This window comes from Paenibacillus sp. 01T47, assembly GCF_056398245.1.
The window spans coordinates 47,055-63,912 of record NZ_JBFTPA010000002.1 but is presented as its reverse complement, the minus strand read 5'-3'; the positions used below and the strand labels follow the sequence as shown (position 1 = coordinate 63,912).

Annotated in this window: 12 protein-coding genes; 11 read left to right on the top strand and 1 reads right to left on the bottom strand. The window is 43.7% G+C overall.

Translation table 11 applies throughout. From position 1 onward, the window contains the following. Positions 1 to 150: 150 nt before the first annotated feature. The 10 genes from murB (at position 151) to AC1DOV_RS04180 (ending at position 13,441) form a co-directional block, all read left to right on the top strand. The gene (gene murB / locus AC1DOV_RS04225; protein WP_477528322.1) at positions 151 to 1,074 is read left to right on the top strand and encodes a UDP-N-acetylmuramate dehydrogenase; all 924 of its coding nucleotides are present in this window, start codon (positions 151 to 153) and stop codon (positions 1,072 to 1,074) included. A 229-nt stretch (positions 1,075 to 1,303) separates the two neighbouring features. Further along, a complete protein-coding gene (locus tag AC1DOV_RS04220) occupies positions 1,304 to 2,113 on the top strand; it encodes a transporter substrate-binding domain-containing protein (RefSeq protein ID WP_477549258.1) in 810 nt (269 codons plus the stop codon). Between the two features lie 37 nt (positions 2,114 to 2,150). Next, the gene (locus AC1DOV_RS04215) at positions 2,151 to 2,687 is read left to right on the top strand and encodes a flavodoxin family protein (RefSeq protein WP_441883239.1); all 537 of its coding nucleotides are present in this window, start codon (positions 2,151 to 2,153) and stop codon (positions 2,685 to 2,687) included. A 257-nt stretch (positions 2,688 to 2,944) separates the two neighbouring features. Further along, positions 2,945 to 3,610 (top strand): FusB/FusC family EF-G-binding protein, encoded by a 666-nt coding sequence (locus tag AC1DOV_RS04210; protein ID WP_477549257.1) that lies wholly within the window; start codon positions 2,945 to 2,947, stop codon positions 3,608 to 3,610. 246 nt (positions 3,611 to 3,856) lie between these two features. Continuing rightward, positions 3,857 to 4,408 carry a YdhK family protein gene (locus tag AC1DOV_RS04205; protein WP_477549256.1) on the top strand — a complete coding sequence of 184 codons (552 nt, stop codon included), beginning with the start codon at positions 3,857 to 3,859 and terminating at the stop codon, positions 4,406 to 4,408. A 131-nt stretch (positions 4,409 to 4,539) separates the two neighbouring features. After that, on the top strand, positions 4,540 to 5,928 hold the full coding sequence (locus AC1DOV_RS04200) for a stalk domain-containing protein (protein WP_477549255.1): 1,389 nt from the start codon (positions 4,540 to 4,542) through the stop codon (positions 5,926 to 5,928). A 357-nt stretch (positions 5,929 to 6,285) separates the two neighbouring features. Then, entirely contained in the window at positions 6,286 to 10,164 is a 3,879-nt protein-coding gene (locus AC1DOV_RS04195; RefSeq protein WP_477549254.1) for a discoidin domain-containing protein, read from the top strand. Between the two features lie 347 nt (positions 10,165 to 10,511). Next, the gene (locus tag AC1DOV_RS04190) at positions 10,512 to 11,318 is read left to right on the top strand and encodes a phytanoyl-CoA dioxygenase family protein (protein ID WP_477549253.1); all 807 of its coding nucleotides are present in this window, start codon (positions 10,512 to 10,514) and stop codon (positions 11,316 to 11,318) included. 46 nt (positions 11,319 to 11,364) lie between these two features. After that, a complete protein-coding gene (locus AC1DOV_RS04185) occupies positions 11,365 to 12,363 on the top strand; it encodes a Gfo/Idh/MocA family protein (protein ID WP_477549252.1) in 999 nt (332 codons plus the stop codon). Positions 12,364 to 12,367: 4 nt separating this feature from the next. Further along, positions 12,368 to 13,441: a Gfo/Idh/MocA family protein gene (locus tag AC1DOV_RS04180; protein ID WP_477549251.1), complete on the top strand. Its 1,074-nt coding sequence runs from the start codon at positions 12,368 to 12,370 to the stop codon at positions 13,439 to 13,441. Positions 13,442 to 13,557: 116 nt separating this feature from the next. On the opposite strand, the gene AC1DOV_RS04175 is transcribed toward AC1DOV_RS04180, so the two are convergent. After that, complete coding sequence (locus tag AC1DOV_RS04175) at positions 13,558 to 14,052, bottom strand: MarR family winged helix-turn-helix transcriptional regulator (RefSeq protein WP_441883223.1); 495 nt, start codon at positions 14,050 to 14,052, stop codon at positions 13,558 to 13,560. A gap of 212 nt (positions 14,053 to 14,264) precedes the next feature. Here AC1DOV_RS04175 and uvrA point away from each other — a divergent pair, with 212 nt between their 5' ends. Beyond that, on the top strand, positions 14,265 to 16,769 hold the full coding sequence (gene uvrA / locus AC1DOV_RS04170) for an excinuclease ABC subunit UvrA (protein WP_477549250.1): 2,505 nt from the start codon (positions 14,265 to 14,267) through the stop codon (positions 16,767 to 16,769). Positions 16,770 to 16,858: the final 89 nt, after the last annotated feature.

Below are 16,858 nucleotides of genomic sequence, written 5' to 3'. Positions count from 1 at the left end.
AGGATTGATTACATTTATAAATAACAACTTTTGATTAAAGGGTAATATTAATCGGAAAAATGTGCTATAATTTAAAGTTGAAATTTCAAAGCTTTAACAACAACAAGAAAAGGTGAAACGAATGATAATGAACGAATGGGAACAACTTTTATGAATAATGAATTGAACCTTTATAAACGTATATTAAATAAACTGCCCGACTTGAATATTAAGCTTGCTGAACCCGTTAAAAATCACGCATATACAAAATTAGGGGGGAATGCAGATGTATTCATTACTCCAAATAAATATGATGAAATAAGCACTGTATATAAAATTGCGAAAGAAGAAAATGTTCCAGTTACCCTTTTGGGACATGGCTCCAATCTTATCGTGAAGGATGGCGGCCTTCGCGGGATTACGATGCATTTAAAAAACTTGAATGAAGTTCGAACCGAAAATAGTACAATTATTGCGCAGGCTGGAGCTTCGATTATAGATGTATCTAGGCAAGCATTAGAACAGCATCTGTCTGGACTTGAGTTTGCATGCGGCATCCCAGGTACGGTCGGTGGTGCTTTGTATATGAATGCAGGAGCCTATGGCGGACAAATTTCGGATGTATTAGTCAAAGCTTTAGTAATGAACGAAGCAGGCGAGCTTCTCACATTATCAAGTGAGGATCTGTCATTAAGTTATCGGAAAAGTAATATTTCTGCAAATAAATATGTCGTGCTCGAAGCTGTATTTAATCTTAAACAAGCTGAATATGCCGATATTAAAGAAAAAATGGATGAGTTCACTTTTGCGCGAGAAAGTAAACAGCCTTTGGAATATCCTTCATGCGGCAGTGTATTCAAACGCCCGCCTGGATATTTTGCTGGAAAACTGATACAAGACAGCGGTTTGCAAGGGAAACGAATCGGAGGAGCAGAGGTATCCACAAAACATGCAGGTTTCATTGTAAATGTGGATCATGCTACATCTCAGGATTACATTGATTTGATCGAAGTTATTAAGACGACGGTAAAACAAAACTTTGGCATAGATTTAGAAACGGAAGTCATTGTCATTGGGGAAGACAATCAAAACTAAAACAAACGATTAAAGTTCAAAGACCCTTCCCATTCAATTGGCGAGGGTCTTTGATTTTTTACAATATTTATATTTATATAACTTTTTTGGTTTCTTATATAAAATATATCTATTATGTAATCAATTGACCTCAAGTGGGTGTGAATGCTACAGTTATCTCAGCCTTTAATCCTCACTTAACCCGTAGGGATTATGAGTTTAATACACAACCAAATTGGAGGAAACGATTTTGAAAAAGTTTAATGCATTTACGTTTGCCCTTGTTTTCTTATTTGTTATTACAGCATGCGCCAATAATGGCAGCAGCAATAAAGGAGAATCAGCCGCGGGGGGTAAAAAAGTTATTGTCGGCACTGGTAATGATTTCGAGCAAGTCGCTTTTCTCGATGATAACGGAAAGTTAACAGGCTACGACGTTGAAGTTATCAGAGAGATAGACAAACGTCTGAAAGAGTATGAATTTGAGTTTCAAACGATGGAATTTTCCAACATTCTATTAAGTCTAGAAACGAAAAAGATCGATATAGCCGCTCATCTATTTGAGAAAAATCCTGAGCGTGAACAAAAGTTTTATTTTAACGAAGAACCTTACGCTTATTGGCGGAACAAAATTATTATTGCAGCAGCAAACAATGAATCGATCAAGTCCTTAGATGATTTGAAAGGAAAAAAAGTGCTGATTGGCCCGACCAGCGCTCAAGCTCAAATCCTTGAAAATTACAATAAGGAACATGATGGCGCAATAAAAATCGTGTACCAGCAAAACGATGCTAACGATGAAGTTCTTCAAATCACTAATGGACGGGTTGACGCAACAATAAGCGCAGACTTCCTTCTTCCGATCAAAGATCCGCAAGGCAAGCTCAAAGCAGTAGGAGATGCGCTTAATGAGGGGCATATCCAGTATGTACTCCGTAAAGACGACCCCGAGTCAAAGAAACTTGCCGACGCTGTGGATCAAACGATAAAAGAAATGAAAGCGGATGGAACCCTCGCAAAGCTTAGTACGGATTGGCTTGGTCAGGACTTTTCAAAATAAAAGCTTAACACTTTAAATGTGGAGGTGATTATTCACAATGGGAATTGCAGTGATTTATGGAAGCTCCCGCAAAAATGGAAACTCGGATCAACTAGCAAATTTATTAGTTGAAGGATTTGAAGCAGATAAAATTCACTTATCTGACTACAACATCGAGCCTATTGTCGATTACCGGCATTCTGAGAAAGAGCCTTACCCAAATGATGATTACCATCATCTGATCGAACGCGTAAAGGCACAAGATGTATTGGTGTTTGCGACGCCAATCTACTGGTATGGCGCATCAGGACTTACGAAGACGTTCATTGATAGATGGTCCCAATCATTAAGAGAGAATAAGACCGAGTTTCTATCTAGTTTTGCGTCAAAAACAGCTTGGATCATCGGTATAGGCGATGACGAGCCCCATCTGAAAGGAATTCCGCTTGTTCAGCAATTTCAATATATTTTCGACTATACGGGCACAAATTTTGCAGGTTACATCCTTGGGAGAGGCAACAAACCAGGCGATATTTTGCAAGATACCATTGCTTTGGCCACTGTGGAGGAAATCCGGAAAAAATGGCATACTTAATCAAAATGTAAATTTAGAGGAATTCACACGTTGTAACAACATCTGAATTCATTTTATAATGTAAAGAGGCAGGGAGGTGATAGGAATGGCAAATCAAATTGCCGGGAAAAGTAACTGCTCATGCAAAGCCTACTATTAGGGCGATACTTTGCGTGGGGCCGGACTGAAATATTTTCGCCCAATGGAGCTCATATCGTTTCTAATAAAAGCTTTGCACCTTATATTTTTTTTCATTAAAAATAAGGGGCTGAACAGCTATGAATAAACCATTTATTAGAAACCATCAATATAATTTAATTAAGAAACAAGCACATCTGCTTCAAACTGCGTGTAACACGGTATCCGATCCAAAAGTAGTTGAAGCGGTTAGGTATAGTACGCAAACAAAGATTTCCGAAGCATTCCCGGGCGCAACTGATCTTCAAAAGCATGAGTTAGAGAAGCTTGCAACGTTAAATAGGACAGAAGAAATTCAATCCTATTTGCAATCGCTGCAGCATTTGATGTCGGAATTCACTCAAGTAACGGCAGCTCAAATAAAAAAGCTGTTTCCAAAAGTCAAAAAGCTAAAGGTACCTGATTTAGATGATATTGACTACCGTTATGTTACGTATATGGGTTGGACCGATATCGCATCTAATAGGCTGTTTCTTATTTACCGTCAAGACGGACAGCTTATCGGCATTGAAGGAAAGTTTACGCCAACAAATAAGAAAAGCACCTGTTTTTTGTGCAATCGACATGAAGAAGTTGCGTTATTCACGGCGATTACGAAATCAAGGCCTGCTAATGCTTCACCGGATTACTACAAGGCCATTGGAAATTATATGTGCGTAAACAGCGAAGCCTGCAACGCAAATATAACGGATGTCACCGTTTTAGAGAAATTCTTCAGCAACTTTATTGGAAAACATGAATCATAAAATGAAAAGAAGCATCAGAAATTCTGATGCTTCTTTTTTTGTTGTGATTTGCTTCTTCCAGTATAGCTGATTGCAGTCTACACAAGTTCTTCAAAAGTGTAGGTTACAATGAGGATAAGGAATAGTGGATAGGAGGACAAAAGAACAAATTTGAAAAAAAGAAATGAAAAAACGTTTCCTAAATACCCATTGGGGGTATAATGCGAATAACATACTGAACGAATAAACAGAGGAGTGTAATATAAAATGAAAAAACAATTGGTTTTACTTAGTGTTGCTGCGGTAATCGTTTTAAGTGGATGCGGTAAAAACGAAAATGCTGAGAACGCGATGACCAGCAATCAAGGTGAAGACCACTCGCAAATGAATCACTCCAATAGCAGTCAGCTTCCTAAAGGGTTAAAAGAAGCAACGAATCCAACCTACAAGGTGGGGAGTGAAGCGATTATAAAAGCAGACCATATGGCAGGAATGAATGGAGCTACAGCAACAATTGTGGGCGCCTATACAACTACTGCCTACGCTGTATCTTATACCCCAACAACGGGTGGCGAAAAAGTGACCAATCATAAGTGGGTTATTCAAGAAGAAATTAAAGATGCAGGCGACAAACCCTATGAGCCAGGTACAGAAGTTATCCTTCAAGCAGACCATATGGCGGGTATGAACGGCGCTACCGCAACAATTGATTCCGCAGAGCAAACGACGGTTTATATGTTTGATTACGTTCCAACCACTGGGGGAGAAAAAATGAAAAACCATAAATGGGTAACGGAAAGCGAGCTTTCACCGAAGTAATCAACCGTTTCTGAACAAACGACGATTCTTTCTCAATATTAGAGAGAATCGTCTTTTTTTATACAGGAAAACGAAACTTTTTTACAAATAATGGCGTCTAATCCTTGTAAATAAAACAATGAGGTGATGATTTGCGAGGGTTAAAAACGCGTTTGCTTATTTTATTCATTGTAGGTGCTGTTTCATTATCTATGACACCAGCATCCGTAAATGCGGCGCAGATACCTGTTCTAGATGGCATTATCAGCATTGATGGAAATCATGCATTGGATAAAAAAGGTGTACTCTGGTCATGGAATGAAAAAACATTTGAAGCCGTTCCCATCCTAGATCAAGTAAAGAAAATCTCGGAAAGCAATGCCGCCATAAAAACGGACGGCAGTGTGTGGACCTGGGGGAGAAAGCCTGGAACAACGTCAGGCCTGTCTAATGTCCAACCCTCACAGGTGGAAGGCTTGGACAAAGTCATTGATATTTCAGGCAATTATGCATTAAAAGCAGATGGTACCGTATGGTCACTCGGTGGATTATGTGAATTTCAGATTCAAAATGATGCCTGCAGGGAAGGCAGCAGTAAGGAAGAGCAGCTTCGACCCGGCCGTATTGGCGAGTTAGAAAATATTGCTGCGATTGAAGGAAACGGTTATTTTCCGATTGCACTTGCAAAAGATGGGACAGTGTGGATTTGGGGGTACGATAAATATGGCGATCCCTTTCTGCCGATCACAGTACTTGATAAAAGCAGTCTGAAAACAGACCCTTTAAAAGGTATCAGTTCTATTTCTAATGGAACACTCGTAACTTCTTCTTGGAATGTGTATATTATGAATCGATATTCTCTTTATGGGCTGACCGAGCCTAGCTTCAATCTGGCCAAGCTCGCTCCAAACGTTTCGGCTGTATCGGGCTTTGTTGATGGGATGGGAGATTTTCATGCCTTTTCATTTGTACTTACGAAAGATGGCAAAGTATCTTATTGGATTTGGCCTATACAAGATAAGAAGCTTTACCCTGTGAAAGGACTAGATCAAGTCAAGATGGTCAGCGCGATTGGCGAAGGAGCAGGTACAGCTTTGCATAAGGATGGAACGGTTTCATCTTGGGGGAAGTTGAGTCAGTATTACGGTGACGATAAATACAAATACAACTATAAGATCATACCTAAAAAAGTGGTTAAAGGCATCGRCATTCGCTTAAATAATAAATACCACCTAATGGACGCGCAAGCAGCTTTTATAAATGGATCCGTATTCGTGCCCGTCAGGGGACTTATTGAATCTCTCGGGGGTACGGTCAGCTACTCAAATGACATCGTAACGGTAAAATACGGTTCCCATTCAATCATAATGGAAGTGTGGAAGAATCAGGCAACGGTTGATGGCAATGTTGTAAAGTTGACTGCCCCTGTTCAAATCGTCAAAGGCAGTACGATGATTCCGCTGCGATTCGTTGCACAAGGACTTGGTGCAAATGTCGTATGGGATGGAAAAAATCAGGAAGTACATTTGACTATAAAGTGAACCGCAAATAAGCTTCAAAATAAGAAAATGAACAAAACCAGTTCAAACACATCCCATGTGTTGAACTGGTTTTTTTTTCTATAGGAAAGAAGCTTAGATTTGTTTTATTATCATTGAATCGCATACGATTTCCGTAATATTACATCTTATAGCTCGGTCAATTATGTCTTTATAATGTAAGGGTGTGACAACGAGAGGAGGATGTCTATCATTCTAAAATGAACTAGGAAAGTGAACGGAAGGCTATACGGAAATCGCATAATAGTGAAACAATCTTTTTTGTAAACGCTGCCATTTGTACGTTTTTCGGTAGATCGCACATTTTCTCGCACCCCCACATTATTGAGGAGGAATATAATGCGCAATAAGTATGTTGCATGGTCGCTCATCGTTACCATGCTATTCTCGACCTTGCTCCTATCTACTGGACCGTTTACTCCCGTTTCTGCTGCAGGTGGATCAAATCTGTCGATCGGCAAAGACATTACAGCAAGCGGCCAATCTCAAACCTACAGTCCAAGCAATGTGAAAGACAGCAACCAAGGAACGTATTGGGAAAGTGCAAATAACGCATTTCCACAATGGATTCAAGTCGATCTCGGCTCCAATACTAGCATCGACCAGATCGTATTAAAGCTGCCTGCAGGCTGGGAAACCCGGACGCAAACGCTAGCGGTTCTAGGCAGTGTTAATGGAACAACGTTTACGAATATTGCAGCTTCTACCGGTTATGTATTTAATCCGGCGGTTGCAAGCAATTCGGTCACAATTAACTTCGCTTCAACGAACACACGTTATGTTCGCTTGAATTTTACTGGCAATACGGGCTGGCCAGCGGCACAGTTATCCGAATTCGAAATTTATGGCACTGCGCTGACACCGTCACCTACTCCTACGTCAACGCCTACGGGCACCTATCAGGCTGAGTCTGCTGCATTGTCCGGCGGAGCGAGCGTAAATACCGATCATACCGGCTATGCCGGCACTGGATTTGTTGACGGCTACTTAGCACAAGGTGCGACAACAACGTTTACGGTCAATGCAGCCGCGGCAGGCAGCCGCAACGTGACACTCAAGTACGCCAATGCTAGCGGAAGCACAAAAACAATAAGCATCTACGTTAACGGAACAAAAATCCGCCAAACCTCACTTCCAAACCTTGCGAACTGGGATACGTGGGGAATGAAAGCAGAGGCTCTCACTTTAAATGCAGGCTCCAATACGATTGCTTATAAATACGATGCAGGCGATTCCGGCAATGTCAATCTTGATCAAATCACGGTTGATTCAACGATCATTACGCCTACACCTTCTCCTACAGCAACGGCAACTTCTACTCCAACAGTGACACCAACAGCAACGCCAACGCCAACTCCTACGCCAACAATGACACCAACTCCAACAGCAACGCCTACAACTCCTCCAGGTGGAAACATCGCTATTGGCAAAGCTATTAGCGCATCATCCAGCACACAAACGTTTATTGCAGCGAATGCAAACGACAATAATACCGCCACTTATTGGGAAGGCGGCAGCGCTTCGAGCACCTTAACTCTCGATCTTGGGGCGAATCATGACATTACTTCCATCGTGCTGAAGCTGAATCCTTCAACAGAATGGGGCACTCGCACACAAACGATTCAAGTACTAGGCCATAACCAAAACTCAACAACCTTCAGCAGCTTAGTGTCGGCGCAAGCTTATACGTTTAATCCAGCTTCGGGCAATACGGTAGCGATTCCGATTACCTCGACGGTTAAACGTCTGCAGTTGAATATTACGACGAACTCCGGCGCACCTGGCGGTCAAATCGCTGAGTTTCAAGTATACGGAACGCCTGCTCCAAACCCTGATTTGACGATTACAGGCATGTCATGGGCACCGGTCTCACCAATAGAGACAAATGAAATTACACTGAACGCAACAGTTAAGAATATCGGCAACGCCAGTGCCCCGGCGACTACAGTCAACTTCTACCTTAACAACACGCTTGCCGGATCTGCTCCAGCAGCCGCACTAGCAGCCGGTGCTTCAGCAACAGTGTCACTTAATGTTGGTGCCAAAACAGCAGCTACGTACTCAGTAAGCTCGAAGGTAGATGAGAACAATGCAATTATTGAGCAAAATGATGCCAACAACAGCTACACGAATCCATCTTCACTCATTGTCGCTCCTGTAGCCAGTTCCGATTTAATTGGAGCTGTATCCTGGACACCTAGTAATCCAGTTGCCAGCAACACAGTCGCTTTCAACGTTATCCTTAAAAATCAAGGAAACATTTCTTCAGCAAGCGGCACCCATGGCGTAACCGTTATTCTTAAAAATTCAGCCGGCTCTACCATTCAGACCTACAACGGGTCATATAGCGGTACTTTAGTAGCTGGCGCATCTGCAAATGTCAGTATTCCTGGGACATGGACAGCAGTAACTGGCAACTATACCGTATCCACAATCGTTGCTGTTGATGCCAATGAATTAGCAATTAAGCAAGCAAATAACACGAGTTCAACAAGTCTAGTCGTTTATTCTGCTCGAGGTGCTAGCATGCCTTACAACAGGTACGATACGCAGGATGCGACTCGTGGTGGAGGGGCAACTTTACAATCTGCACCGACATTCGATCAGGCGCTGATTGCATCCGAGGCATCTGGTCAGAGCTACGTGTCACTTCCATCGAATGGCTCATATCTTCAGTGGAACGTAAGGCAAGGGGAGGGCGGAGCAGGCGTTACGATGAGATTTACGATGCCTGACTCGTCAGATGGCATGGGGCTCAGCGGATCACTTGATGTTTACGTCAATGGTGTCAAAGCTAAGACCATCCCGCTCACTTCCTACTACAACTGGCAGTATTTCGCGAGTGACCAACCAGCAGACACTCCATCCGGAGGACGTCCGCTCTTCCGATTTGATGAGGTGCATTGGAAACTAGACACAGCCCTTCAACCTGGCGATACCATACGTATCCAAAAAAGCAATGCAGACAATCTCGAATATGGTGTAGACTTCCTTGAAATCGAGCAGGTTCCTGCTGCGATTGCCCGCCCAGCAAATTCGGTTTCTGTAACGGATTTTGGCGCTGTTGCGAACGATGGCCTCGATGATCTAGCTGCCTTCGAAGCTGCTGTAACATCAGCGGTTTCTACTGGAAAAATCATGTATATACCAGAAGGAACATTCCATCTCGGAAACATGTGGAAGGTCGGTTCTGTCAGTAGCATGATTAATGATATTACGATCATGGGTGCAGGCATCTGGCATACAAACATCCAGTTTACCAACCCTAATGTAGCATCGGGCGGCATCTCATTCCGTGTCGAAGGCAAGCTTGATTTTAGCAATATTTATATGAATTCCAAGCTGCGGTCACGCTATCACGAGGGTGCTATTTACAAGGGCTTTATGGACAATTTCGGAAAAAATTCAAAGGTGCACAATGTATGGGTTGAGCACTTTGAATGCGGTTTTTGGGTAGGGGATTATGCACATACACCAGCAATTTATGCGGATGGGCTAGTGATCGAAAATAGCCGTATCCGAAATAATCTTGCTGATGGTGTCAACTTCGCTCAAGGCACAAGTAATTCGACTGTTCGCAACAGCAGCGTCCGAAATAACGGTGATGATGGTCTTGCCGTATGGACGAGTAATGTAAATGGTGCCCGCGCGGGTGTCAATAATACTTTCTCGTTTAATACGATTGAGAATAACTGGCGTGCGGCTGCTATTGCATTTTTCGGCGGGGGAGGACATAAGGCTACTAACAACTTGATCATCGACACTGTCGGCGGATCTGGCATTCGAATGAACACTGTATTCCCAGGCTACCATTTCCAGAACAATACCGGCATTTTGTTCTCGGATACAACGATTATAAACAGCGGTACTAGTAAAGACCTCTACAATGGTGAACGCGGAGCTATCGATTTGGAGGCATCAAACGATTCCATCAAAAACGTGACGTTTACCAACATTGATATTATCAATACGCAGCGCAGTGCGATCCAGTTTGGATATGGCGGCGGCTTTGAAAATATCGTGTTCAACAATATCAATATTAATGGTACGGGACGTGATGGTATCCTTACATCGCGGTTCACATCACCGCATCCAGGTGCGGCAATTTACACCTATACGGGGAATGGATCAGCAACGTTCAACAACCTGACGACTAGCAATATCGCTCATCCCAACACGAATTACATCCAGAATGGATTTGGTTTGATCATTCAGTAACAGATTGATCATTCAGTAACAATAAGAAATGGCTGTGTGGGGAGTTCTTTGGAACTCCTCCACTTTTTTTTATGTTTATCAAAGATATAATACGAAAATGGAGAATCACATAATACATATTAAATATATACGATTTTAGAAAATGAATGAGAAAAAGGAACAATTGTATGAGCAATTAGTTGAAAACATCGTTTATTAGATAACACAAAGCGATTAGTTAACCAAAATGTTCATGATTTAAATAAAAATAATCGGAATAATCCAAGCATTCTATGCATTAAATGAATTACCGTTCATATTTTATATATAAAAGAAGCAATTCACTCCAGAAAACAGGAGGTTATCGCATGAATGCCGAGCACAGTCAAGGACTTAATGCCATTTCGCAACCCGGTGAATTCACAGAGCTTGACCGTTTCATGTTCGAATCTTGGGGTTATTTGATCATTCCAAATGTATTAACCGCTGACCAAGCACAGCAATGTTTGGAGGCATCTATTCGCCTGCATGAGAGAGAAGGGACAACCGGATGGGCTCAGGTTGGCCGAGGATTTGAAAGTGAACCCACGCTGGACCAGTTGATTGATCACCCTGCGGTGCTCCCAAAAGTGAGAGCATTATATGGCGATCGTTTTATTCTTCAATCCGCTTGGTGCACGAAGCAGCCGGCATTTGGAGGAGCAGGCGGCTGGCATCAGGATGGCTCAGGAGCCTACGATTTTAATCAACTAGCTTATCCGATTCCTCTGCTGCAGCTGCGCGCTTCCTATTTGCTTACTGACCAATCGCTGCCTAGGATGGGCAACATGGAGATGATTCCAGGCAGCCATAGAGCCCAAGTTCCACTCCCGGCAGACATCCGCCGCGATAACGGTGATTTGCCTGTAGGACATGTCATTTGTGCGCCTGCCGGATCTGTATTGCTCTTCCATAACGCGGTTTGGCATCGTACATATTTTCATGATGGAGATTACGACCGTTATACCGCACATTATATTTATAGTCCGCCTTGGGTTCGATTCTCCGATCGCTTTGCAAACAACAAGGACTATTTGGAGCGTACAACGCCTATGCGCCGTTATTTAGCAGGAGAATATGAGCGGCCAGACGCGCCATTTGGAGCCGGGTACCCCGAAACGGCTTTTAAAGATTAGCAATTCGCCGCTTAAACAAATATTTGAATAATGGAGGGATTACCTAATGTTAAATGTTGCGATGATTAGCAAATGGCATGTTCATGCTGATGGATATACAAAACACCTGCAATCACTTGGAAACGTAAACATAACAGCAGTTTGGGATGAAATAACAGAGAGAGGGCGAACGTGGGCAGCAGAGCTCGGAGCTGCTTTTGAATCTGATCTGGATACGCTGCTTCAAAGGGAAGACGTAGATGCTGTCGTCATCGATGCCCCTACCAGCATGCACGCGGAAGTCATGGTTGCTGCTGCGCAAGCTGGAAAACATATTTTCACCGAGAAATCGATGGCGCTTACGGTAGCCGAATGCGACAAAATTACGGCTGCTGTACAAAAATCCGGCGTGAAGTTTTGTATATCTTTTCCCGCTCGAACAAGGCCTCACCATTTATTCGCTAAACAGCTTCTGGATGACGGCCTGCTTGGTGCCGTTACGCTGCTGCGAATCCGAAATGGTCACGACGGAGCATTAAACAATTGGCTGCCTGAATACTGGTACGATGAGAAACAGGCAGGCGGCGGAGCTATGATGGATCTTGGTTGCCATCCGATGTATTTGGCAAGCTGGCTGCTTGGTGAGCCGAGACGAATTACATCTATGTTTAATTATTTTACAGGCCGGGCTGTTGAAGATAATGCACAATGCTCGATTGAGTTTGCTAACAACGCGGTTGCGCTGCTGGAAACTAGCCTTGTTACTTACTCGACGCCTTCTGCGTTTGAACTTTACGGTACGGAAGGGACACTGATCATATCCGGGGAAGATGTTAAATTTGCTTCCAAACATACCGATTCACCGCTCCAAGGCTGGATTTCACCTCGACAGCTTCCAAAGGAGCAGCCGCTTCCACTAACACAATGGGTGGATGGCATTCTGAACGACAAGCCGATGCCATTTGGACTCGAGGATGGAACAAGGCTGACGGAGCTTCTTGAAACGGCATATATCGCACATCGCGAGAGAAGAACGGTAGATTTTAAACGGCAAGGAGGAAACTAATTAGATGCGAACAGTAAAGGTAGGTATTATCGGATGCGGCATGATTGCTGGCGGCAAACATATGCCAAGCTTAGCCAAGGTGGATAATGTAGAGATGGTCGCATTCTGCGATCTGATTGAGGAAAGAGCGCGCGAAGCTGCTGAGAAGTATGGAGTTCCCGGCGCGAAGGTTTTTACCGATTATAAGCAGCTATTAGCGATGGAGGATATTGAAGTCATTCATGTATTGACGCCAAATATTTCACATGCCGTCATTTCAATCGATGCCATGGAAGCTGGCAAACACGTTATGTGTGAAAAGCCGATGGCCAAGACTAGTGCCGAAGCGAAAGTAATGTACGAAGCTCATGTTAGAACCGGTAAGAAGCTGACAGTCGGCTACCAGAACCGAAGCAAAGCTCAGTCGTTGCTGTTAAAAAAAATGATCGAGAATGATGAGCTTGGCGAGATCTATTATGCCAAAGCGGTTGCAACAAGGCGTAGAGGGGTTCCTACATGGGGAGTATTTCTGGATAAAGAGAAACAAGGCGGCGGACCGTTGATCGATATTGGCACCCATTCACTGGATCTCATCCTATGGCTGATGAACAATTATGAACCTCACAGTGTAGTAGGCAGTGTGTTCCAGAAGCTCAAGGATACAGAAAATGCAGCTAATGAATGGGGATCATGGGACCCAGAGCAGTTTGAAGTAGAAGATTCCGCTTTTGGTTATGTGAAATTCAAAAACGGTGCTGTCGTTTCAATTGAAACCAGCTGGGCACTTAATATCGCCAAATCGGAAGGATCATATTTGTGCGGTACGAAGGGCGGTGCTGATTTTCATGATGGTCTGCGCATTAACGGTGAGAGGGACGGCAGCTTATTTCTCAACGTCATCGACGTGAAAGCAACCGAGAGAGAGCAATTCCGTGGAGAAAACCTGACTGATTTCGAGTATGAAGCCAAGCAGTGGATCAGCAGTATTGTGAACGACACCGATCCGCTCGTTAAGCCTGAAGAGGCGATGGTGGTATCGGCTATTCTGGAAGCGGTTTACTTATCAGCCGAAACCGGCAAAACGATCTACTTCGATTAAAGACAGTTCATGTACAAGAGTAAAAGACGGATAATAATGTGAGTTACAATAAAGGACGGTATCCTGAGGTCATTAGACTTCTGGATATCGTCCTTTTCTTTTGGTGAGCCCTATATTTAAGATGAAGATTTAGTGCTTTTTGCAGAGCTGAGGTGATCAATTTGATCATCTAGTACTTTGCCGGCTCTCTCTAGAAACAGTGTAATCAGTTCCAGCTCTGCATCTGTATAGGAGGAAGCCAGCTTTACCATCTCGTTGTGAAGTGGAATATACGTATTGCTGACATCTTCTTTCTGTTCATAGAGCGGAACAATAATCACTTTGCGACGGTCATTGGGATCGTTTTGCCTGCGTACGTAACCGAATTTTTCAAGGCGGTCAATTAATGCTGTCACACTTCCAGTAGCAAGCCCAGTTAGTTTGGACAACTCACCGGCTGTGATTGGTCCTTTTTCACGTAAAATATCCACAGATAAAAAATCATTATTATATAAGCCGAGAGCAGCAGCTACATTTTGTTGGTACAAAACTGTTCGGCTTCCTAGTCCGCGCATACGTGCGACGAATTGTTCCTGCTGATCGGTCGCTTGCACTTGTTGCTCGCTTGACAAAGGACAAACCTCCTTTTAAGATATGGGTATCTCGGATTCCGAGATACTTTGTTATAAAGATATTAGATGAAATGAATTTAATCAAGTTCATTCTATCGAAATCATTCATAATTTGCAAAAACTTTAGTCATGATGGCTAAACACTTTAATCCATATTTGAGATCGGAATGCTATAAGACATAGAATAATTATTTATTATGAGGAGGATTTTTATGAAAGATACCATTTTTATTAAAGGTGCACGTGAAAACAACCTGAAAAATGTTTCCCTTTCAATTCCAAAGTACAAGCTGGTCGTTCTTACAGGTCCATCAGGATCTGGCAAATCAACTTTGGCTATGGATACACTTCAAAGAGAATGCCAAAGGCAGTATTTGGATTCCATGGGCATGACCTCGGATTCGATAGGGAAGCCGAAGGTTGAGTCTATCGAAGGATTGTCACCTTCCATCAGCGTTGGACAGCATGTTACCAATCGAAATCCACGATCAACAGTCGGAACAGTAACCGATATCTATACGTTTGTAAGGTTTATCTTCTCGCGACTAGGGAAGCGGATTTGCCCTTCTTGCAGCGGTCACATAGCTCCTTTATTTGAGCCCATAGGTGCAATGGCCGATGAAGATGAGGAAATGGATCATCAAATGATAGGCTGTCCTCACTGCGGAGCAGCGCTTGAGCAGCTAGGAATGTCACACTTTTCCTTCAATAAGCCAGAAGGAGCCTGTGGAGCTTGCAGTGGGCTTGGGCATGTGGCAAGCATTAATGAAGCAGCCGTTTTCAATTCGGAGCTCAGTCTGCGCGATGGGGGAGTGGCTTCTCTGAACGGGGTTCATCGCGATATTCAAATTCGTATTTTGATGGCGGCAGGAAAGCATTACGGCTTTGCATTTGGTCCGGATCAGCCATTAAAGGATTTCGGAGAGGTACAGCGCGATTTGTTATATTATGGTGTCGGTAGTGAAGCCTTCAAGCGGCATTATCCAAATGTGAAGCCTGTCCAAGGTACAAAATTCGAAGGAGTCATCCCTGGTTTATGGAGGCGTTACAAAGAAAAAGAAGGGGAAACAGGCACTGCGGAAAAAGAGGGAAGTTTTTTTCATGAACAGCTTTGCCCGGAATGCCTAGGCGCACGCCTTAAGAAAGAAGTTCGTCTTGTTCAAGTAGCCGGCTCAACCATCTCCGATGTATCGGAATGGTCACTCAGTGATGTATTTAAGTGGACCGAGGAATTACAAGAGACGCTCCCGCCTGAAGGTCATTATCTGCTCGAACCCATTCTGCATGATATGCCTACTAGGCTAAAACGAATCATTGATGTTGGCCTAGGCTATCTTTCTCTGAATCGGCAAACCGTTTCGTTATCAGGCGGCGAAGCACAGCGGCTGCGGCTCGCATCGCTGCTCGGTTCTGGCCTAACCGGAGTACTTTATATTTTGGATGAACCGACCACGGGTCTTCATCCCCGTGATACATCCGGTCTCATACGAGTACTTCAGCAGCTTCGTGATTTAGGGAATACAGTACTCGTAATCGAGCACGATGTTGAGATGATGCGTGCTGCAGACCATATCATCGATATAGGTCCTGGCGCTGGGTTGCACGGTGGAACCGTCGTAGGCGAAGGAAGTCTGGAGGATTTAATGTCCAGTAAGCTTTCGGTTACAGGCGCTTATTTGAGAGAAGAGAATGGCTCAACCCCTGTACGCATCCGCAGAGCAGGCAACGGTCAGTTTATTACAATCGAGCAGGCTAAACTCCGTAATGTTGACATTCCAACTGTAGCATTCCCGCTTGGCTGTCTCGTTTCCGTTACAGGTGTATCTGGCTCCGGCAAATCCACGCTAGTCTTTGATATCCTAGCAGAAGGAAGTCAGAAGGAGTTGGAGCGAATAGGGTGCAAGAAAATTACGGGCTTAGAGCATGTCGGAAATGTCGTTATATTTGACCAGACACCCATGGGACGAGTGCAGCGCTCCAACGTAGCAACGTATACGGATGTGTTTACGCAGCTGCGCCAGTTGTTCGCTGGTTTGCCTGAAGCTAAAAAAAGAAAACTGACAACCAAACATTTCTCATTTAACACCTCTGGTGGTCGTTGTGAGACATGTCAGGGGCTAGGTGTGCTTTCCGTTGATATGAACTTCTTGCCTGATCTGGAGGTAAAGTGTCTTGACTGCAAAGGAAAACGATTTACGGATGAGGTTCTGCAGGTTCAGTATGAAGGCTGCTCTATATCGGATTTGCTGAATATGTCTGTGCAGGAAAGCCTAGCTATTCTCAAAAAAGAAACTAAAATAACAGGTATAATTGAGATGCTTTGTGAAGTCGGACTAGGCTACTTGAAATGGGGGCAATCGGTCAAAACGTTATCTGGCGGTGAAGGACAGCGGATCAGACTGGCGAAAGAGCTGAGCAAGCCTTCCAAAAACCATACGCTCTACCTGCTGGATGAACCGACGACAGGCCTCCATCCAACTGACATTAAGCAGCTCCATACTTTACTCAGCAAGCTGGTTGATACTGGAAATACGGTAATCGTTGTTGAGCATAGTCTGGAACTGATACGAGAATCCGATTGGGTTATCGATATCGGCCCAGAAGGGGGCGCAGCCGGCGGCAAATTAGTAGCAGAAGGCACTCCTGAGCGTGTAGCGGAAGTGGCAGAGTCGTATACGGGTATGTTCTTAAAGGAAATGTTGGCTAAAAGACAGTAATTATAGCTTGCCAATCTATTACTAAATCAATACGTAGTGCAGGTACTGTCATGCTGACAGTACCTTTTTTTGTTAACTATTCTATAAGG

Coding starts and splice junctions, on each gene's coding strand:
- murB (WP_477528322.1), top strand. CDS start 151: ATGAATAATGAATTGAACCTTTATAAACGTATATTAAATAAACTGCCC.
- AC1DOV_RS04215 (WP_441883239.1), top strand. CDS start 2,151: ATGGGAATTGCAGTGATTTATGGAAGCTCCCGCAAAAATGGAAACTCG.
- AC1DOV_RS04210 (WP_477549257.1), top strand. CDS start 2,945: ATGAATAAACCATTTATTAGAAACCATCAATATAATTTAATTAAGAAA.
- AC1DOV_RS04205 (WP_477549256.1), top strand. CDS start 3,857: ATGAAAAAACAATTGGTTTTACTTAGTGTTGCTGCGGTAATCGTTTTA.
- AC1DOV_RS04195 (WP_477549254.1), top strand. CDS start 6,286: ATGCGCAATAAGTATGTTGCATGGTCGCTCATCGTTACCATGCTATTC.
- AC1DOV_RS04190 (WP_477549253.1), top strand. CDS start 10,512: ATGAATGCCGAGCACAGTCAAGGACTTAATGCCATTTCGCAACCCGGT.
- AC1DOV_RS04185 (WP_477549252.1), top strand. CDS start 11,365: ATGTTAAATGTTGCGATGATTAGCAAATGGCATGTTCATGCTGATGGA.
- AC1DOV_RS04180 (WP_477549251.1), top strand. CDS start 12,368: ATGCGAACAGTAAAGGTAGGTATTATCGGATGCGGCATGATTGCTGGC.
- uvrA (WP_477549250.1), top strand. CDS start 14,265: ATGAAAGATACCATTTTTATTAAAGGTGCACGTGAAAACAACCTGAAA.